This is a genomic window from Enhydrobacter sp., assembly GCA_025808875.1.
Taxonomy (GTDB): Bacteria; Pseudomonadota; Alphaproteobacteria; order Reyranellales; family Reyranellaceae; genus Reyranella.
The window spans coordinates 1650753-1670078 of the sequence record CP075528.1 but is presented as its reverse complement, the minus strand read 5'-3'; the positions used below and the strand labels follow the sequence as shown (position 1 = coordinate 1670078).

The 19326-nt window shown below is 69.2% G+C and carries 21 protein-coding genes; 8 read left to right on the top strand and 13 right to left on the bottom strand.

What is annotated here, in order from left to right; translation table 11 throughout:
- The first annotated feature begins 6 nt into the window (after positions 1–6).
- A complete protein-coding gene (locus KIT25_08355; protein UYN96925.1) occupies positions 7–1323 on the top strand; it encodes an FAD-binding oxidoreductase in 1317 nt (438 codons plus the stop codon).
- A 13-nt stretch (positions 1324–1336) separates the two neighbouring features.
- On the opposite strand, the gene KIT25_08350 is transcribed toward KIT25_08355, so the two are convergent.
- Complete coding sequence (locus tag KIT25_08350) at positions 1337–2959, bottom strand: acyl-CoA dehydrogenase family protein (GenBank protein ID UYN96924.1); 1623 nt, start codon at positions 2957–2959, stop codon at positions 1337–1339.
- 3 nt (positions 2960–2962) lie between these two features.
- Positions 2963–4252: a crotonyl-CoA carboxylase/reductase gene (ccrA, locus tag KIT25_08345; protein ID UYN96923.1), complete on the bottom strand. Its 1290-nt coding sequence runs from the start codon at positions 4250–4252 to the stop codon at positions 2963–2965.
- A gap of 213 nt (positions 4253–4465) precedes the next feature.
- Here ccrA and KIT25_08340 point away from each other — a divergent pair, with 213 nt between their 5' ends.
- From KIT25_08340 to KIT25_08330, 3 genes are read left to right on the top strand one after another with little or no spacing between them, the layout of a single operon-like run.
- Positions 4466–5740 (top strand): LLM class flavin-dependent oxidoreductase, encoded by a 1275-nt coding sequence (locus tag KIT25_08340; protein ID UYN96922.1) that lies wholly within the window; start codon positions 4466–4468, stop codon positions 5738–5740.
- 3 nt (positions 5741–5743) lie between these two features.
- The gene (locus tag KIT25_08335; GenBank protein UYN96921.1) at positions 5744–6523 is read left to right on the top strand and encodes an alpha/beta fold hydrolase; all 780 of its coding nucleotides are present in this window, start codon (positions 5744–5746) and stop codon (positions 6521–6523) included.
- A 58-nt stretch (positions 6524–6581) separates the two neighbouring features.
- Positions 6582–7163, top strand: a complete 582-nt coding sequence (locus KIT25_08330) for a hypothetical protein (protein ID UYN96920.1) — start codon at positions 6582–6584, stop codon at positions 7161–7163.
- A 3-nt stretch (positions 7164–7166) separates the two neighbouring features.
- Here the strand turns inward: KIT25_08330 and KIT25_08325 are convergent, their stop codons facing one another.
- Genes KIT25_08325 through KIT25_08310 form a run of 4 tightly spaced genes read right to left on the bottom strand, consistent with a single transcriptional unit; the run spans position 7167 to position 8976 of the window.
- Positions 7167–7454 carry a DUF427 domain-containing protein gene (locus KIT25_08325; protein ID UYN96919.1) on the bottom strand — a complete coding sequence of 96 codons (288 nt, stop codon included), beginning with the start codon at positions 7452–7454 and terminating at the stop codon, positions 7167–7169.
- Between the two features lie 46 nt (positions 7455–7500).
- Positions 7501–8181 (bottom strand): DUF899 domain-containing protein, encoded by a 681-nt coding sequence (locus KIT25_08320; GenBank protein ID UYN96918.1) that lies wholly within the window; start codon positions 8179–8181, stop codon positions 7501–7503.
- Positions 8178–8639: an SRPBCC domain-containing protein gene (locus tag KIT25_08315; protein UYN96917.1), complete on the bottom strand. Its 462-nt coding sequence runs from the start codon at positions 8637–8639 to the stop codon at positions 8178–8180. The genes KIT25_08320 and KIT25_08315 overlap by 4 nt, the downstream gene beginning before the upstream one ends.
- Positions 8620–8976: a helix-turn-helix transcriptional regulator gene (locus tag KIT25_08310; protein UYN96916.1), complete on the bottom strand. Its 357-nt coding sequence runs from the start codon at positions 8974–8976 to the stop codon at positions 8620–8622. The genes KIT25_08315 and KIT25_08310 overlap by 20 nt, the downstream gene beginning before the upstream one ends.
- Before the next feature lie 102 nt (positions 8977–9078).
- Here KIT25_08310 and KIT25_08305 point away from each other — a divergent pair, with 102 nt between their 5' ends.
- Complete coding sequence (locus tag KIT25_08305) at positions 9079–9852, top strand: thioesterase family protein (protein ID UYN96915.1); 774 nt, start codon at positions 9079–9081, stop codon at positions 9850–9852.
- Between the two features lie 186 nt (positions 9853–10038).
- Positions 10039–11352: a DUF3987 domain-containing protein gene (locus KIT25_08300; GenBank protein ID UYN96914.1), complete on the top strand. Its 1314-nt coding sequence runs from the start codon at positions 10039–10041 to the stop codon at positions 11350–11352.
- Positions 11353–11407: 55 nt separating this feature from the next.
- Here KIT25_08300 and cysS read toward each other — a convergent pair whose 3' ends face one another.
- On the bottom strand, positions 11408–12751 hold the full coding sequence (gene cysS / locus KIT25_08295) for a cysteine--tRNA ligase (GenBank protein UYN96913.1): 1344 nt from the start codon (positions 12749–12751) through the stop codon (positions 11408–11410).
- A 252-nt stretch (positions 12752–13003) separates the two neighbouring features.
- The gene (locus KIT25_08290; protein ID UYN96912.1) at positions 13004–14332 is read right to left on the bottom strand and encodes a glutamate--tRNA ligase; all 1329 of its coding nucleotides are present in this window, start codon (positions 14330–14332) and stop codon (positions 13004–13006) included.
- A 77-nt stretch (positions 14333–14409) separates the two neighbouring features.
- Between KIT25_08290 and KIT25_08285 the strand changes: the two genes are divergently transcribed.
- Entirely contained in the window at positions 14410–15135 is a 726-nt protein-coding gene (locus tag KIT25_08285; GenBank protein ID UYN96911.1) for a dienelactone hydrolase family protein, read from the top strand.
- 6 nt (positions 15136–15141) lie between these two features.
- Here KIT25_08285 and KIT25_08280 read toward each other — a convergent pair whose 3' ends face one another.
- The 4 genes from KIT25_08280 to KIT25_08265 all read right to left on the bottom strand — a co-directional run bounded on the left by KIT25_08280 (position 15142) and on the right by KIT25_08265 (position 17930).
- A complete protein-coding gene (locus KIT25_08280; protein ID UYN96910.1) occupies positions 15142–15579 on the bottom strand; it encodes a hypothetical protein in 438 nt (145 codons plus the stop codon).
- A gap of 24 nt (positions 15580–15603) precedes the next feature.
- Entirely contained in the window at positions 15604–16137 is a 534-nt protein-coding gene (locus KIT25_08275) for a hypothetical protein (protein UYN96909.1), read from the bottom strand.
- A gap of 72 nt (positions 16138–16209) precedes the next feature.
- The gene (gene phaP / locus KIT25_08270) at positions 16210–16632 is read right to left on the bottom strand and encodes a TIGR01841 family phasin (GenBank protein UYN96908.1); all 423 of its coding nucleotides are present in this window, start codon (positions 16630–16632) and stop codon (positions 16210–16212) included.
- 17 nt (positions 16633–16649) lie between these two features.
- A complete protein-coding gene (locus tag KIT25_08265; protein UYN96907.1) occupies positions 16650–17930 on the bottom strand; it encodes a DUF445 domain-containing protein in 1281 nt (426 codons plus the stop codon).
- A 15-nt stretch (positions 17931–17945) separates the two neighbouring features.
- On the opposite strand from KIT25_08265, the gene KIT25_08260 reads away from it, so the two are divergent.
- A complete protein-coding gene (locus KIT25_08260) occupies positions 17946–18842 on the top strand; it encodes an NAD(P)-dependent oxidoreductase (protein UYN96906.1) in 897 nt (298 codons plus the stop codon).
- Here the strand turns inward: KIT25_08260 and KIT25_08255 are convergent.
- Complete coding sequence (locus tag KIT25_08255; GenBank protein ID UYN96905.1) at positions 18839–19309, bottom strand: hypothetical protein; 471 nt, start codon at positions 19307–19309, stop codon at positions 18839–18841. The genes KIT25_08260 and KIT25_08255 overlap by 4 nt on opposite strands.
- Between the last annotated feature and the right edge of the window lie 17 nt (positions 19310–19326).

The following is a 19326-nucleotide window of genomic DNA, read 5'->3' as shown; positions in this document are numbered from 1 at the left end:
TGCGGCATGAGCGCGTCCATCCTGGCGAGCGGCTTCAGGGAGGAACCCTACTGGTGGGAAGCCTTCCGGCCGCAATCGATCGTCGCACCGTCGCTGCCGGCCCGCGCCGACGTCGTGGTGGTGGGCGGCGGCTACGCCGGCCTGTCGGCCGCGCGGGCGCTGGCCGATGCGGGCGTGCAGAGCGTCGTCGTCGAGGCCGGCGAGTTCGGCTCGGGCGCCTCGACGCGCAGCGGCGGGGCGATCAGCGCCGGCCTCAGCGTCGGCAAGAGCTTCGCCGGCAAGGCGCTCGCCTATCCGCCCGATCTGCTGCGCGACGTCGTCGGCTGGGCGATCGACGCCTATCGCTCCCTGGTCGACCTGGTCGAGCGCGAAGGCATCGACTGCCATCTCGAGCAGCGCGGCCGCTTCCTCGGCGCCTGCGCGCCGTCGCACTACGAGGGGCTGCGGGTGCGCCACGACAAGCTGGTCGCGGGCGGCGCCACCGACTGCCGCCTGATCGGCCGTGCCGAGCAGCGCGAGGAGATCGGCAGCGACTACTATCACGGCGGGCTGGTGTTCGAGCGCGCCGGCAAGCTGCACCCCGCCCTGTTTTATGGCGGGCTGCTGGCGGCGGCCTGGCGGCGCAACTCGATCACGCTCGCGGGCCAGTGCCGCGCCACCGCCCTGGCGCGGCACGGCGACGGCTGGCGCGTGACGACGACGCAGGGCGAGGTGACGGCAAGGCACGTCGTGGTCGCCACCAACGGCTACACCGGCGCGCTGACGCCCGGACTGCAGCGCCGCCTGGTGCCGATCGCCAGTCACATCATCGCCACCGAGAAACTGCCCGAGGGACTGGCCCTCGAGCTCTGCCCCAGGGGCCGCACCTTCTCCGAGACGCGGCGCGTGCTGCACTACTATCGCCTGTCGCCCGACGGGCGGCGCGTGATTTTCGGCGGCCGCGCGCGCTTCACCGAGATCCCGGGCGAGCTGCGCGCGCGGCTGCTGCACCGCGCCATGGTCGAGCGTTTCCCTCAGCTCGCCGACGTCAAGGTGACGCACACCTGGCAGGGCAACGTCGCCTTCACCTACGACGCGCTGCCGCACGCCGGCGAGATCGACGGCCTGCACTTCGTGCTGGGCTGCAACGGCTCGGGCGTGTCGATGATGCCCTATCTCGGCGACGCAGTCGGCCGCTCGATCGCCGGTCGCCTGCACGGCGGGGTGCCGTTCGCCTCGGCACCACTGCCGCCGATCCCGCTCTATTCGGGAAAGCCGTGGTTCCTGCCGGCGATCGGCGGTGCCTTCCGCGCCCTCGACTGGTTCGACGAGAAGGTCCGCTGACGGCGCCGCGCCGTCAGTTCCGGCCCTCGATCAGGCCGCGGCACACCACCTGCGCCTGGATCTCGGCGGCGCCCTCGAAGATGTTGAGGATGCGCGCGTCGCACAGCACGCGGCTCACCGGATATTCCATGGCGTAGCCGTTGCCGCCGTGGATCTGCAGCGCGTTGTCGGCGTTGCTCCAGGCGACGCGCGCGGCCAGCAGCTTGGCCATGCCGGCCTCGATGTCGCAGCGCCGGTCGCCGTCCTTCTCGCGCGCGGCGAAATAGGTGAGCTGGCGGGCGATCATGGTCTCGACCGCCATCCACGCGATCTTTCCCGCGACGCGCGGGAACGAATAGAGCGGCTTGGCGAACTGGAGGCGCTCACGGGCGTAGCGCAGGCCGAGTTCGAGCGCGTTCTGTGCCACGCCGACGGCGCGCGCCGCGGTCTGGATGCGCGCGCTCTCGAAGGTTGCCATGAGCTGCTTGAAGCCCTGGCCCTCCCTGCCGCCGAGAAGATTCTCCGCCGGCACCTCGAAGCCGTCGAAGCCGATCTCGTATTCCTTCATGCCGCGATAGCCGAGCACGCGGATCTCGCCGCCGCTCATGCCTTGCGCGGGGAACGGCTGGCCGTCGTCGCCGCGCGGCTTCTCGGCGAGGAACATCGACAGGCCCCGGTAGCCGGGCTTCGAGGAGTCGCTCCTCGCCAGCAACGTCATGATGTCGGCGCGGGCCGCGTGGGTGATCCAGGTCTTGTTGCCGTGGATGCGGTAGACGTCGCCCTCCAGCACGGCGCGCGTCTTGAGACTGGCGAGGTCCGAACCGGTGTTGGGCTCGGTGAAGACGGCGGTCGGCAGGATCTCGCCCGAGGCGATGCGGCCGAGATACTTCTTCTTCTGCTCCTCGGTGCCCCCCGAACGTATCAGCTCGGCGGCGATCTCCGAGCGCGTGCCGAGCGAGCCGACGCCGATATAGCCGCGCGACAGCTCCTCGGTGACGACGCACATGGCGAGCTTGCCCATGCCGAGCCCGCCCCACTCCTCCGGCACGGTCAGGCCGAACACGCCGAGCTCGGCCATCTTCCGCACCACGGGCAGCGGGATCAGCTCGTCCCTGAGGTGCCAGTCGTGCGCGTGCGGCGCCACCTCGCTGTCGACGAAGCGGCGGAACTGGCGGCGCACCTCTTCCAGCGCGTCGTCATCGAGTCCCAGCTGGCCGAAGTCTCCGTCGGCGATCAGTTCGGCGATGCGGCCGCGCACGGCCGACGTATTGGCGGCGATCAGCCGGCGCACCGCCGGCGTGTCGAACGCCGCTTCGTCGATCCCGAGGTCGCCCGGCCGCACGATCTCGACCTGGCTGATGGCGATGCCGCCCTTGAGCTGCGCCAGGTACTCGCCGAAGGCGCATTGCAGGATCAGCTGCTCGAGTTCGCCGCCGGCGTGGCGCTCCGCCCAGCGCCGCATCTGGCGCAGCGCCGCGACATAGGTCGCGATCCAGGCGAAGCCATGCGCGGCGAACTGCTCGCGCTCGAGCACGGCTGGATCGACCCTGCCCTGCGGCGCGACCAGCCTGCGCACCGCCTCGCGGGCGGCGACCTCGTACGCCTCGGCGTCGTTCACCGCCTCGGCGGCGAGGCCGAGCAGGTCCTTCAGGATCATGGACTATTCTTCCAGCGCGTCTTCGAGCGTGCGCAGGCCGGGGCGCCGGGCCGAGACCAGCACGGCCATGTTCCCGGGCTTGTGCTGGTTCTTCCACATCTTGGTGTGGGCCTTGGGAATGTCGACCCACTCGAAGACCTCGCTCATGCACGGGTCGATGCGGCGCTCGATCACCAGCTGGTTGGCCTGGCTCGCCTGCAGCAGGTTGGCGAAGTGGCTGCCCTGGATGCGCTTCTGGCGCATCCACACGAAGCGCGCGTCCATCGTCAGGTTGTAGCCGGTGGTGCCGGCGCAGAACACGACCATGCCGCCGCGCTTCACGATGAAGCACGACACCGGGAAGGTCTGCTCGCCGGGGTGCTCGAACACGAAGTCGACGTCGTTGCCCTTGCCGGTGACTTCCCAGATGGCGGCGCCGAACTTGCGGCACTTCTTCATGTACTCGGCGTAGCCCTTCTGGTCGTCGACGTCGGGCAGCTGGCCCCAGCAGTCGAAGTCGTTGCGGTTGATGACGCCGCGCGCGCCGAGCGACATGACGAAGTCGGTCTTCGACGGATCGGAGATCACCCCGATGGCGTTGGCGCCGGCGGTGGCGATGAGCTGGATCGCCATCGAGCCCAGGCCGCCCGCCGCGCCCCACACCAGCACGTTGTGGCCGGGCCGCAGGATGTGCGGCCGATGACCGAACAGCATGCGGTAGGCGGTGGCCAGCGTGAGCGTGTAGGAGGCGCTCTCCTCCCAGGTCAGGTGCTGCGGCCGCTTCATGAGCTGGCGCGCCTGCACGCGGCAGAACTGTGCGAAGGAACCGTCGGGGGTCTCGTAGCCCCAGATGCGCTGGCTGGTGGAGAACATCGGATCGCCGCCGTTGCACTCCTCGTCGTCGCCGTCGTCCTGGTTGCAGTGGACGACGACCTCGTCGCCGACCTTCCAGCGCTTCACCTTGGCGCCGACCGCCCAGACGATGCCCGAGGCGTCGGAGCCGGCGATGTGGAAGTCCTGCTTGTGCACGTCGAAGGGCGAGATCGGCAGGCCGAGGCCGGCCCACACGCCGTTGTAGTTGACGCCCGCCGCCATCACGAGAACCAGCACCTCGTCCTCGCCGATCGCATGCGTCGGCACGACCTCGAGCTGCATGGACTGCTCGGGCGGACCGTGGCGGTCGCGCCGGATCGCCCAGGCGTACATGGTCTTCGGCACGTGGCCGAGCGGCGGGATCTCGCCGACCTCGTAGAGGTCCTTCTTCGGCTGGTTCGCCGTCGGATGCTGACGGGCCGGAAAAGCGACAACGGACATGGCAAACGCCTCCTGCAATGCAGCGAAACTATTGTTGCGATCGCGAGATTGCAACGCACAAAACACGAATTGAAACGATCCAAGCGGTGGAAGGACAATAAAGTTGCGCGATCTGCAAAAGATCACACAGGCCCTCGGGAGATTCGCCTTGGCAAAGCGACCGAGGTAAATGATCGTTTACCTCGTCAGCCGAGTTTAGGGAGAACCGGTGCCATGAAGCTCATGTGGTTCCATCTGATGCCGTACACGGAGCTTCCGGACGACTTCAACAAGAAGCATCCCTCGGTGTGGGTCGACATCCATTCGTCGCTGTTCGACCCGCGCCGGGCGCACCACATGTACAACGACTTCATGGACGAGCTCGAGTTCGCCGCCGAGTGCGGCTTCGATGCCGTCTGCGTCAACGAGCATCACTCCAACGGCTACGGGCTGATGCCCTCGCCCAACCTGATCGCCTCGTCGCTGGCGCGCCGAACCACCGACACCGCGCTCTGCGTCATGGGCAACTCGCTCGCGCTCTACAATCCGCCGACGCGCGTGGCCGAGGAGTTCGCCATGATCGATTGCATCTCGGGCGGACGGCTGATCGCCGGCTTCCCGGTAGGCTCGCCGATGGACACCTGCTACGCCTACGGCCAGAACCCGAGCCTGCTGCGCGAGCGCTACTACGAGGCGCACGACCTCGTGAAGAGGGCGTGGATGGAGAAGGAGACCTTCGCCTTCTCGGGCCGCTTCAACCAGCAGCGCTACGTCAACATCTGGCCGCGACCGATCCAGAACGAGCCGCATCCGCCGATCTGGATCCCGGGCGGCGGCTCGATCGAGACGTGGCGATGGTGCGCGGAGATGGACTACGTCTACTGCTACCTCTCCTACTACGGCTACAAGGCCGGCCTGGCGACCATGCAGGGCTTCTGGAAGGAGATGGAGAAGCTCGGCAAGGACCGGAACCCCTACCGCGCCGGCTTCCTGCAGTTCGTCGGCGTCGCCGAGAGCCGCCAGCAGGCGCTCGACCTCTACACCGAGCCTGCCGAGTACTTCTACGGGCGCTGCCTGCACATCGATCCGCGCTTCGCCACGCCGCCGGGCTACACCACCGAGGCGACGCAGCGCGCCGGCATCGAGAGCATGGTGAGCAAGGCCGCCAACGTCGCCAACCCGGCGACCAAGGCGGCGCTCAAGGCGACCAACATGAAGGACATCGTCGACGGCGGCTACGTGCTGGTCGGCTCGCCCGACGAGGTGGTCGAGCAGATCCGCCACGTCGGCACCAGCCTCAACGTCGGCAACCTCATGCTGCTGCTGCAGTTCGGCAACATGGGCAAGGACACCACCAAGTACAACACGCGCCTGTTCGCCGAGAAGGTGCTGCCGAAGGTAAAGGACCTGTTCGGCGACTGGGAACACAAATGGTGGCCGAGGCCGATGGCCCGCGATTCGCGCGCCGCGGTGCCGGCCTTCCGCGCGCAGCTCGCCGCCGCGGAGTAGCCGGTGTCGCAGCCTGCGGAGTCGACCGTCGAGGTCAACGGTCATGCCTGCCGTGTCTGGACCAAGGGCAACGGCCCGAGGGTCGGCTTCCTCGCCGGTCTCGGCGGCCTGCCGCGCTGGCTGCCGTTCCTCGACGAACTGGCGAAGCGGCGCACCGTGGTCGCGCCGTCGCTGCCGGGCTATCCCGGTGCGACCGGCCACACCGCGCTCGACACGCATCTCGACTGGATCCTCGCCGTGCGCCAGCTGCTCGACGGCGCGGGCCTCGCCGGCGCCGATCTGGTCGGCGCGTCGGTCGGCGGCTCGTTCGCGGCCGAGATGGCGGCGATTTTTCCCGCCAGCGTGCGCAAGCTCGTCCTGATCGCGCCGTTCGGCCTGTTCGACGAGGCCGAGCCGGCGGCCGATCCCTGGGCGCAGCGCAAGGAGGCGCTGCCCGGCCTGATGTGCGCCGACCCGGCGCGCTGGCACGAACTGGTCGCGCCGCCGGTCGGCGCCAACTCCGTCGAGTGGCCGATCGAGATGAGCCGCGCCCAGGAGGCCGCGGCGCGCGCCTTCTGGCCGCTCGGCAACACCCGGCTCGACAGGCGCCTCGGCCTGATCGCCACGCCCACCCTCGTCCTGTGGGGCGAGAAGGACGCCGTGCTGCCGACGAGCTATGCGAAAAAGGTCGCGTCGGCCATCAAGGGACCGACGAAGACGGCGACGATTTCGGGCGCCGGCCATCTCGCCTATCTCGACCAGCCGCTGAGCACCGCCAGGGCGGTCGACGATCATCTTTCGTGATTGCACGGCGGGGCCGGATCGCTATTGTCCGGCCCGTAATGTGCGGAGGGTGCAGGCGATGAAGGCTGCCGGCGTTTCGATCTTTGCGGCAATCCTGGTGGCGGGCGCGGGCCTGCCCGCGTTCGAAGCTGCGGCGCAGGGCCAGGTCCAGGCCGTGCCACGCGCCGGCGTCGCCTTCAGCAACGTCCGCACGACGCAGGCGACGGTCGAGCATGCCGACGTCGCGACGCGCACCATCGTCTTCACCACCATCGGCGGCCGCCTGCTGCACCTCGCCGTGGCCGACGGCGTGCGCAATCTCGCCGACATCGCCGACGGCTCGACGGTCGACGTCACCTTCACCGAGTCCGTGACCATCCTCAATCTGCGCCAGAAGGGTCCGGGCTCGCGCGAGGCCCGGCGCGAGGGCGCCGATCCCAGCCCGACCGACATCGAGGCCGGCCGCTTCACCCTCACCGTGGTCGGCGTCGACCTGCCCAACAACCGGGTCTCGGTGATCTCCGGCCAGGGCGGCGCCGTGCGGACGCTCGCGGCGACCTCGGTCGCGCAGAAGGACATGATCGGCAAGATCAAGGTCGGCGACGTCGTCATCGGCCTGACCACGCCGCTCACCGTCACCGCGATCTCGCCGGTGAAGTAGCGGCTACTCCACCCGGACGTCCTCCCAGAAGCCGATCCAGCGCTCGACCGGCTTCATCCTGGGCTGCGGCGCCTCGTAGGACCACGCCGCCCGCGCGCTGCGCTCGCCGGCCTCGACCACGTCGTAGAACTGCACGCCGTGCGGGCACTTCAGGTCGTTCGCGGTCCTCGGCGTCGCCTCCAGCAGCTCCATGTGCACCGTCTCACGCGGGAAGTAGACGTAGCCGTCCACCTCCAGGGTTCGATCGCTTCGGGCGATCACCTTGCCGTGCCAGATTGCCGTGTGAACCATCCGGCGAAGGTAGGCAGCGGGCCGCGAGGCCGCAAGGCCGGGCGTATCAATACCGGTCGTGCCGGCGCAGCCAGGCCATGGTGAAGGGCAGCCCCTCCTCGTCGCGGCCCTTGGCGGTGAGATCGAGCAGCTGGTAGGCGCCGTTCAGGTTGTCGAGCCCGCGCGCGTAGGTCGAGTAGGTGTGGAAGATCGCGCCCTCCTCGCGGATGAAGGCGCTGATGCCGGGATGCTCGTCGAACGTCCGCTCGATGGTGCCGTAGTTGTAGGCCAGCACCTTCTCGTCGGGACGCTTCGACACGGCATAGTCGTAGTTGAAGTCGCAGCCGGCCGACGACACCCAGCGCAGGTTCCAGCCCATGCGCTTCCTGTAGGGCTCGAACTTCGCGAGCGGCGCGCGCGAAACGAGCACTAGCGCGGTGTCGCGCGCCGCCAGATGCGGCACGATCCCGACGAAATTGTCGGCCCAGAACGAGCAGCTCGGGCAGCCCTCCTCGTAGTCGGGGCCGAACATGAAATGCTGGACCAGCAGCTGGCCCCTGCCATCGAACAGGTCGGCCAGCGTGACCCGGCCCTCCGGCGCCTCGAAGACGTATTCCTTGTCGACGCGCTCCCAGGGCAGCTCGCGCGCGAGCTCGTCGCGCCGGCGCATGAACTCCTTCTCCTTGGCCAGGAAGGCCTTGCGTGCCTCCACCCACTCCGCGTGGCTGACGATGCGATGAGCCGTCATGCGCTCCTCCCGAAAAATGTGGCGAGCTTGTCCAACGAGCCGCGCCAGCCGTTGTCGTGGTCGTCGAAACTCGGCGCATCGATGAACGGCCCGTGCGTCAGGACCAGCTCGGTCCGTTGGCCGAGCGCGCGGAACTCGACGCGCACCGTGGTCTCGTGGCCGCGCGGGCTCGACCAGTCGGCGCTCGCGTGATGGCCCCACGTGAAGACCAGCAGCTCGGGCCGCCTGACCTCGAGATAGACGCCCGACTTGGCGAAGCGCCGGGTCGGCGTGTAGCCCTTGGCCCGCCAGGCGCCGCCCGGCCGCACGTCGAGCTCGCATTCGTCGAGCTCGACATCGGCCGGGCACATCCAGGCCATGAACTGCGCCGGCTCGGTCCAGGCGGCGAACACGCGCTCGCGCGATGCGTCGAAGATGCGGGAGAGGCGCAGGGTGCGGCTATCGACGGCGGCGTCCATGGCTCCTTCCTTTCCGCCCGGCGGGCCGGGTCTGCTCGAGAAACGCCTCGAGGCGGTCGAACGACTGCTCCCAGAAGCGGCGGTAGAACTCGATCCAGTCGGCGGCCTCGCGCAGGCCCTCGCCGCGCAGCGCGCAGCGGCGCCACTGCGCCTCCGTCGACCGCTCTATCAGACCGGCGTCGGTCAGCACCTTCAGGTGCCGCGACACCGCCGGCAGCGACATGTCGAAAGGCTCCGCAAGCTCGCCCACCGTGGCGCTGCCCGACGTCAGCCGCGCCAGGATCGCCCGGCGCGTCGGGTCGGCAAGGGCCGAGAAGGTCTGCGAAAGCGCATCCATATTTAACCACTATGTTAAATAAAGGTTGCCGTCAAGCCCGACGGGTTGCCCGGCTCCCCCTGCTTCCCCTATGAGAGCGCCGCCTGTTTGCCGAGAGTCACGATGTCAGCGATCTACCGCGTCGAAGGAAACACCGCCCACGCCAGCGCGCATGCCGGCGGCCCGTGGGACCCCGGCCTGCAGCACGGCGCGGCGCCGTCGTCGCTGATCTGCTGGGCGGTCGAGCGCCTGCCCGCGCCGGTGCCGATGCGCGTGGCGCGACTCACCGTCGACCTGATGCGGCCGGTGCCGGTCGCCCCGCTCGCCATCGAGACCGAGGTGCTGCGCGAGGGCCGCAAGATTCAGCTCGTCGCGGTGCGCCTGCTCGCCGGAACCACCGAGGTGGTGCGCGCCACGGCGTTGCGCATCAGGCGCGAGCCGCGCGAGCTGCCCGGCCCCGCCTTCTGCCCGCCGCACGACATCCGCCCGCCCGAGTTCGGCCGCCCGCCGGTGGCGGCGATGGCCCGCACGCCGTTCCTCCAGGGGCTCACCATGCGCGCCGCGCGCGGCAACTTCAGCCAGCCCGGCCCGGCCGCCGTGTGGTATCGCGCCGACAGGCCGATCGTCGCGGGCGAGGCGATCTCGCCCCTGATGCGCGCCGCCATCGCCGCCGATTTCTGCAACGGCACGTCGGCGGTGCTGGATTTCCACGAGTGGACCTTCATCAACGCCGATCTCTCGGTAAGTCTCGCGCGCGAACCGGTCGGCGACTGGATCCTGCTCGATGCCGAGACCTGGGCCGGGCCCGATTCCATCGGCATCGCCACGGCCCGCCTCGCCGACCGCGAGGGCTATTTCGGCCGCGCCGTGCAGAGCGTCCTGTTCGACAAGCGTTGAAGAAGATCGAGATGCCGATCGTGTTCGCCAGTGCGCGCTTCGACCCCGATCCGGCCGCGAGCCGGGCCATCCCGGCTACAATTGTGGGCCGCGCCCGACCCAACATTTGTATAAAATGAACAATTTTATTTGACCATTCATCGTACGCATGCGATACGGCTCTCCGACAGCAACAGGAGACCCGTCATGACCGTCAATGCCGACAGCGGGCTTGCCCCGGCCGGTATGTGGCCCGAGATCGATCCGTGCCTGTGCGACGGCACGCGTGCCCCGGCGGCACCCTTCCCGCTCGACGTGCTGCCCGGCCGGTGGCGCGGCTGGGTCGAGGATTGTTCGCGCGCGGGGATACCGACCGACTACGTCGCACAATGCTCGCTTGCGGTCGTGGCGGCACTGACCGGCGGGCGGATGCACGCGGAAGTGACGTTCGAATGGTACGAGTCACTCGTCCTGTGGCAGGTGCTGGTAGGCGAGGCATCGAGCGGCAAGTCGCCCGCGCTATCGCGGGCGCGCTGGTTGCTGCGAAGCCTGGAGCCCGACGAAGACAACGCGGAAGGTCCGACGCCGGCCGTGCTGGCCGATGCGACGACCTTCCTGGCCGGCGCCGCCTTCAACCGCAATTCCCGCGGGGTCGTCGTGTGGCGCGAGGACATTGCCGACTGGTTCGCCGCCGCCAACGCTGCCAGCGAGCGCAACGGCTGGCTCGCTGGATGGAACACAGGGCAGCTCGGCGTCGACGTCGGCTCCAAAGACCGCAACGTCCAGATCCAGGGCTTCTCGGTCGGAATCCTGGGTACGACACGGATGGACAGGCTGGCAGCGCTGGCCGGCGACGACGGCGACACCGCGCTCGCGACACGCCTCCTCTACGCTTGGCCGGAACCCTCCATGGCGACGGTCCTGCAGGCGCCGCCGCCGGACTTCGAAGGCATGATCGAGATGCTGCGTCGGATCACGGCGTTGGAGGGAACAAATCGCCGCTTGGGATTTCTCATGTTCATGCCGCCTGCCGTGGAGCGGCTGCAGGCACTTCTGCCGGCGTTGAGGCGCTTGACGCGCGAGGCCGACGGAATCGAAGCGGCGTGGATCGGCAAGGGGCCCGGCAACATCGTCCGAGTGGCTTGCCACCTGGCATTGATGGAATGGGCCGGCAGCGATCTCAAGGAGGCGCCGCAGATCGCGCCCCGCCATGTCGAAGCGTCCTATCGTCTGTGGTCGACTTACTTCCTGCCGCATGCGCGAAGCGTGTTCGCGCAATCGGAGATATCGTCATCGGATCGATTGGCTCGCGAGGCGACGCGCTGGTTGAAGCGCTCGCGATACCCCCGGGTCTCACGCGAGGAGATTCGCTGCCGCGTCTTCGGCCGCAGGGTGAACGCCGCCGGAACCGACGACATCATCGCCCGGCTGGAGGAAGGCCACGTGCTGCGCGCGCTCGATCCGCCGTCGAAGCTCGGTCGGCCGCCGCGCCGTTGGGAGGTGAATCCGGCGCTGCGCTGAGTTTGCGGTATTTCCGGTATTTCCGGCAGCGATTCAATTGCATGTGTACGTACGATCAGCCCCGCTTCCAGGTCGTGCCCTTGGGCCCGTCCTCGAGGATCACGCCCCTGGCCTTGAGCTCGTCGCGCAGACGGTCGGATTCCTTGAAGTCCCTCGCCTTGCGCGCGGCCTGCCGCGCGGCGATGGCGGCCTCGATCTCGGCCTCGGTCGGTCCCGCGCTGCCGGCCGGCGTCCAGCGGAACCACGCCTCGGCATCCTGCTGAAGCAGGCCGAGCGCACTGCCCGCGGCGCGCAGGTCGGCCGGATCGTCGAGCTGGTGGATCGCGGCGATGGCGAGCGGGGTGTTGAGGTCGTCCGACAGGGCGTCCTCGACCGCCCGCGGCACGTCCGCCGCGGCCGCGATGCTCTTGCCGCGCAGCGCGCCGTACCAGCGGTCGAGCGTCGCCCGCGCCTGGGTCAGGCCCTCGTGCGTGAAGTCGAGCGGCTGGCGGTAGTGCGCCGACAGCAGCAGCAGGCGGATCGCCTCGCCGGGGTACTGGTCGAGGAGCTCGTGCACGGTGAAGAAGTTGCCGAGCGACTTGCTCATCTTCTCGCCGGAGATGTTGAGGAAGCCGTTGTGCATCCAGTACTTCGCCATGATGGCGTGGCCGAACGCCGAACGGCTCTGGGCGATCTCGTTCTCGTGGTGCGGGAAGATGAGGTCGAGCCCTCCGGCGTGGATGTCGAAGGTCTCGCCGAGCAGCGCGCCGCTCATCGCCGAGCATTCGATGTGCCAGCCCGGCCGGCCGCGGCCCCACGGGCTCGGCCAGCCCGGCTGCGCGTCCGTCGACGGCTTCCACAGCACGAAGTCGGCCGGGTCCTTCTTGTAGGGCGCCACCTCGACCCGCGCGCCGGCGATCAGCTCGTCGCGCGAGCGGCGCGACAGGCGGCCGTAGTCGTTCATCGACGGCACGCTGAACAGCACGTGGCCTTCCGCCGGGTAAGCATGGCCCTTGTCGACCAGGCGCTGGATCAGCGCCACCATCTGGCCGACATACTCCGTCGCCCGCGGCTCGTGGTCGGGCGGCAGCGCGCCGAGCCGCGCCATGTCGCCCTGGTAGGCGTCGGCGGTGCGCTTCGTCAGCGCCTCGATCGGCTCCTTGTTGTCGGCGGCGCGCACGATGATGCGATCGTCGATGTCGGTGATGTTGCGCACGTACGTCACGTGCGGATGGCGGCGCTTCAGCAGCCGGTAGAGCACGTCGAAGGCAACCACCGGCCGGGCGTTGCCGATATGGACGTAGTCGTAGACCGTCGGGCCGCAGACATAGAGGCGCACGTGCGCCGGATCGAGCGGCACGAACGGCTCTTTTTCGCGCGTGAGCGTGTTGTAGATGACGAGTTTGTCGCTGGGGGACATCGCCCCTTACTCCCTGTTCAAACGACGACGAAGGCTGCTGACCGGCCCGGAACGGGCGTCAGGCCTCGAGACATCGCAGGGAGAAGGCGAACGACATGGCGACTGTCTATACGAAAGAGATCCGAAAGTCATGCTGAAGCTCTTGACCCCTTCGTCGGCGTAAGACGCCGACACCTCCCCGCGCTTCGCGCAGGGAGGGATGGCTTCTCCTCCCCGCGTCCTACGTGGGGAGGTGGCCGAAGGCCGGAAGGGTCATGCCTTTTCCCCCTTCAACCTCTTCTCCGCCTTCATCCGCCCGATCAGCGGCAGGAGCCTCGCCATCTCCGGTCCTGTTTCGCGGCCGGTCAGGGCGAGGCGAAGCGGATGGAACAGGGCCTTGCCCTTGCGGCCCGAGGCCGACGCGAGCCCGGCGCTCCAGCTCTTCCACGTGCCCCCGTCCCACGGCTCGGGCGGCAGCGTCGCGGCAGCCTCGGCGAGGAACCGCGCGTCCTCGATCGCCGGTGCGATCGGGCCCTCGACCACCTCGCGCCAGGTCTTCAGATCGGCGAGGGTCGAGAGGTTGCCGCGCACGGCGAGCCACAGCGCCTCGTCGACGGCCGCGCGCTCGCGCACCGCCGCATAGGGCATGACGTGCAAGGTCCGGGCGCTGACATGCGCAAGCTCGTCCTCGGAGAAGCGCGCGGCGGCGCGGCCGACGCGGGCGAAGTCGATGGTGGCGACCAGCGGCTCGAGCGACGTCACGGGCTCGACCGGATCGGAGGTGCCGAGCCTGGCCAGCAGGGCGCAGATCGCCAGCGGCTCGACGCCGCGATCGCGCAGCTCGGCGACCGACAGCGAGCCGGTGCGCTTGGAAAGGCCGCCGCCCGAGGCGTCGACCAGCAGCGGCAGGTGCGCGAAGGCGGGCTCGGCAGCGCCGAGCGCACGGAACATCTGGATCTGCGCGCCCGTGTTGGTGACGTGATCCTCGCCGCGGATGACGTGGCTGATGCCGAACTCGATGTCGTCGACCACCGAGGTGAAACTGTAGAGATAGGAGCCGTCGGCACGCACCAGCACGGGATCGCTCTGGCTCTTCTCGTCGACGTGCAGCGGGCCGTGGATCAGATCGTGCCAGCGCACGTCCTCGTCGGACGCGAGCCTGAAGCGCCAGTGCGGCCGGCGGCCCTCGCTCTCCAGCCTGCTTCGCGCCGCCGCGTCGAGCCGGAGTGCGGCGCGGTCGTAGACCGGCGGGCGGCCCTGCGCGAGCAGGCGCTTGCGCTTGAATTCGAGTTCCTCCGGCGTCTCGTAGCAGGGATAGAGCCGGCCCGAGGCGATCAGCCGGTCGCGCGCGGCGTCGTAGTGTGCCAGCCGCTCGGACTGGCGCTCGCGCAGGTCCCAGCCGAGGCCGAGCCAGGCGAGGTCGCGCTCGATCGCCGCCTCGAACTCGGGCTTGCTGCGCTGGCGGTCGGTATCGTCGAAACGCAGGATGAAGCGGCCACCGTGGCGCCGCGCATAGAGCCAGTTGAACAGCGCCGCACGCACGTTGCCAACATGCAGGAACCCGGTGGGGCTCGGCGCGAAACGGACGACGGGGACGGGCATGGCCGGTTTGTGACGAGGCCCGATTGGCGGGTCAAGCGCGGTTCCGCTACCGTCGCCCGCGCCAAGGGGAGGAAGCAATGCGCATCCAGGACATCGAGTACAGCGCCGACGGCGCGCGCATGGTCGGCGAGTATGCCGTCGACGACGGCAAGCCGGGCAAGCGGCCGGGGATCCTCGTCTGTCACGAGGGGCCGGGACTCACCGAGCACACCAGGAAGATCGCGCGGCGGCTGGCCGGGCTCGGCTACGCCGCCTTCGCCATGGACTATTACGGCGACGGCAAGCCGCTCGCCAATCCGGCCGATTCGGCGACGCGGCTGGCGCCATGGCGCGCCGACCCGACCGGCATCCGCCTGCGCGCCAACAAGGCGCTGGAGACGCTGCGCGCCCAGCCCGAGGTCGATGCCGCGAAGCTCGCCGCCATCGGCTACTGCTTCGGCGGCACGACGGCGCTCGAGATCGGCCGCAGCGGCGCCGACCTCAGGGCGATCGTCGGTTTCCACTCGGGGCTGGCGACGACGCGGCCGCAGGACGCGGTCAACATCAAGGGCCGGGTGCTGGTCTGCATCGGCGCCGACGATCCGATCATTCCGCCCGAGCAGCGTGCCGCCTTCGAGGGCGAGATGAAGTCGGCCGGCATCGACTGGCGCCTGCAGCTCTATGGCGGCGTCGGCCACAGCTTCACCAACCCCGCAGTCGATGCCCGCAATCTCAAGGGCTTCTTCTATCACGCGGCGACGGACCGCCGCTCGTGGAACGCGATGATCGAGCTGTTCGACGAGGTCTTCGGCGCGACGGCGTGAGTGCCGTCAACGGGTCGCTGGAGCGGTCGTCGTGGTCGAGGGCTGGGTCACGGCCGGCGCGAGCGGGACCGGTCCGCCGGTGCCGCTCGGCATCGGGTTGACGCTGCCCGGGCCGTAGCCCGCGCCCGACGTGCTGCCTTCGCTCGGGGTGGCGACCCGGCCGGGCGCGTCGGTGCCGATGCTGGTGATGTAGTAGCCGGCGACGGCGTTCGAGGTCTCGCCCCGCATCTTGGCCTGGATGTCGACATCGCCGATGCGGCGGCCCTGGCGGTCGATGCGGTAGCCCTCGGCGTCGAGCCGGATGTTCTCGTTGTCGATGCGGCCGTAGGCGTCGGTGCGATAGGCCGGTGCCATCGGCACCGAGGTGTAGTCGGGACGCGGCGCATCGCAGGCCGCGACGATCAGGACCAGCGACGCCACCGTCGCGACACGCACCAGACGCATTCGACTCCCCCGCTCATGGCCGGCCTACCGGATCTTCGAGTGCGGGCTGATGATGTTGCCGCGCGCGTCGAGCCGGTTGCCTTCCGCATCATAGCGGTAACCGTACTCGTCCCTAAAGGCCTCAGTTCCGGTCGTCCGGGGCTGGACGTGGACGGGCGGCGGGGGCGGCGGCGCGCTCGGGACGGTGTAGACCGTCACCGACGCCTCCTCGCGATAGCGGCGCACGTTCATCTCGTGCCGCAGGCAGCGGTCGTAGGCCGGCGAGGCGGGCTGCAGGCCGTACGAGTAGCAGGCCTGCCGCGCATCGGCGAGCAGCAGGTCCTCCGAGTAGCCGCGGGCGACGCGGCCGCGGGCACGCCATTCGGCCTCGTTGCTGACGCAGCGATTGTAGGCGGTGGTGCCCGGCGTGAAGCCGTAGTCCATGCAGGCCCGCTCCGACGCCGTCACCGTGCGGACCGGCACGGGCGCGGTGGCCTGGCTGGTGGTGTGGGTGGAATACGAGCACGCGGCGGCGCCGAGGCCGATCGCCACCGCCGCCAGCACGTTCAGTCGGGTCATGTCGTTCTCCTGAGGCGTCTCAGCGCCTGGCCGGAGAAACGGTCACGGACCCTGAAGGTTGCCCGGCGCGGCCTACTTTCGTTCCAGGTCGGCGCGGATCTCCTCGCAGGATTCCTGCATGCGGTCGTGGATGATCGTCAGCGCGTCGCCGCCCGATTTCTGCACCAGCTCGGCGATGTCGCGGGTGTTGGCGATCGCCGCCTCCATCGCCTTGGCGGCGAACTCGGTCTGCTTGGCGAGGATCTCCTGCGGCGAGCCGGTCGGGCTGTAGGTGCTCGCCATCTCGGCCATGTCCTTCATCGCCGCCTCGAGCACCTCGCGCTGCCTGTTGGCGACCGCGGTGGCGCCGCCGGCCACCGCCTGCCAGGACCGCGCCATGGCGTCGAGGTTCTTCTGGTGGTGCGCCATGATGCGGGACATGTCGAAGGCCGGCACCTGGAACTGCTCGCCCAGCTTCTTGAACATCTCGGTGAAGTTCTGCGTCGCGTCGACCATGCGAACCTCCGTTCGGGTCAGAGCCAGAGCTTCAACCCCTGCTCCAGTGCGTGCAAGGCCAATCCGGCCAGCCCCCCGATCATGGCGCCGTTGAAGCGGATATATTGCAGGTCGCGGCCGACGGTGAGCTCGATGCGACCGACCAGCACGTCGATGTCCCATGACCGCACCTGATCGGCGATGAAGCGGCCGACGCCGCTCTTCTGGCGCTGCACGAAGTCGCCGAGCAGGCGTACCATGCCGCGGTTGATCTCGGCCCGCATGGTGCGGTCGCCGGCGAGCTGGCGGCCGACATCGACCAGCATGGTCTCGAGCTGGCGGCGCACGCGCGACTCGTCGCCGGCCGCGGCGTCGCGCTCGAGGAAGGACCGCACGCTGTCCCATGCGCCTTCGGCCAAGGTCTCGACCTCGGGCCGGACCAGCAGCTCGTGCTTGAGCGCCTCGGCGCGCGCGGCGAACTCGGGCGAGCTGCGCAGCCTTTCGATGAAGCCCGCGACGAAGCGGTCGAACTCGCGGCGCAGCGGGTGTCCCGCATCGCGCCGCGCCTCGTCGAGGAACGACGCCGTCGAGGCGACGATCTTGCGCAGCAGATAGGCCTCGGCCTGGTAGAACTTGAAGAGCGTCGGCAGCTCCTGGCGGATCTTCTCGCGCAGCCGCTCGAGCGTGGCCTGGTCGGCCAGCAGCCGGTCGAGGGCCGACAGCAGTTCCTCGAGCAGGCGCTGGTGGCGGCCGGTCTCGGTGACCGCCGTCAACAGGCCCGCGGCAAGCGGCGCGATCTCGACGCGCTGCAGGCCGGCGCGCAGCCGCTCGCCGAAGAAGCGCCGGGCGCCCGATTCGTCGATCGCCGCCAGCATCTGCGGCAACAGCTTGACGGCGAAGCTCGCGAGCGCGGCGCTGCGGCGGCGATCGGCCAGCCAGTCGGCGATCTGGCCGGCGAAGTCGACCTCGCCGAGCTTGCGCTCGACCGCATCGGGCGCGAGGAAGTTGGTCTCGATGAAGCTGCCGAGATTGTCGGCGATGCGCTGATGGTTGCGCGGGATGATCGCGGTGTGCGGGATCGGCAGGCCGAGCGGACGGCGGAACAGCGCCACGACCGCGTACCAGTCGGCGAGCCCGCCGACCGTGGCGGCGGCGGCGAAGGCCGCGACATAGCCCCAGGCCCAGTGCGCCGGCTCGAGATACCTCGCCACGCAGAACAGCGTCGCCGTCGCCACCAGCAGCAGCGTCGCCACCGTCTTGATGCGCCCGAGCGCGCGTGCGCGCCGCCGGTCGGCCGCGCTATAGTCCGGCTCGCTCATTCAACGTGGGAGGGCATGGTGAAGGTCGGGTTCATCGGCGTCGGCAACATGGGCGGTCCCATGTGCCGCAACATCATCAAGAAGAGCAACCACCAGGTCACCGTATTCGACCTCAATCCGGCGGCGGTGAAGACCTGCACCGACATCGGCGGGATCGCCGGCAAGTCGGTCGCCGACGTCACCAGGGGCGCCGACATCGTCATGACTTCGCTTCCCATGCCCAGGGATGTGGAGAGCGTGACGCTCGGCGACAACGGCGTCCTGGCCAACATCAAGGCCGGCCAGACCTACATCGATCTCAGCACCAACGCACCCTCGATGGTCAAGAAGATCGGCGCCGCCATGGCGACCAAGGGCATCGCCATGCTCGACGCGCCGGTGAGCGGCGGCGTGGTCGGCGCCGAGGCCGGCACCATCGCCATCATGGTGGGCGGCGACAAGAAGGTGTTCGACGACGCCTTGCCGGTGCTGCAGTCCTTCAGCGCCAACGTCATCCACATGGGCGGGCTCGGCACCGGCACGGTGGCCAAGCTCGTCAACAACATGATGGCCTTCTGCAACATGGCGGCGGCGGCCGAGGGGCTGATGCTGGGCGTCACCGCCGGCCTCGACCCGGCCAAGCTGGTGCAGGTGATCTCGACCTCGAGCGGCAACTCCAATGCCTTCAGGATGTTCTCCGAGCGCGCGCTGAAGGGCCAGTTCTCGCCGCCCTCCTTCGCGCTCAACCTCGCGCACAAGGACCTGCATCTCGCGATCGAGCTCGCCGACGAACTCGACGTGCCGCTGCCGGCCGGCTCGGCGACGCACAACCTGCAGCGCATGGCGCGCAAGATGGGCTTCGGCGCCGACGACAGCGCCTCGATCCTGCGGGTCTACGAGCAGGTGCTCGGCAAAACGGTCAGGACGAGCTAGGGCCGCTGCGGCGCGAAGCTCTGGTTGGGGAAAGCCGAGGTTCGCGGAACCTGGATGACGATCATCGCATGCTCGGTCGTGCGGTGGCAGTCGTTGCAAGCCTGCGTGAGTTTGGCGAGGGCAGCGTCGAAGCGGCCGGCGTCCCGGGCCTTGATCGCGGCTTCGACCGCCTCGATCGGCTCCTGGACGATCTTGAGCAGATCCGACATCGACCGGTCACGATAGCGCGGCACCGTCTTCTCGATGCGTTCGAACGACTCCTCGAGCTCGTGCACGGCGAAGGCGGCGTACTGCCAGTTGCGCGCCTGGCCGCCCAGCGCCAGCTTGGCGTGGCGCGGCTGAACCAGGATGCTCATCAGATCGCCGAGCGAGGGCGCGAACGGCGGTGCGGTCTGCGCTACCGCCGCCGTGATCGCGAGCGAAACGGCGGCGGCGAGGGTGGAGAACAACACGAGGGACTTGGACATGACGGTGGCTTCCCCAT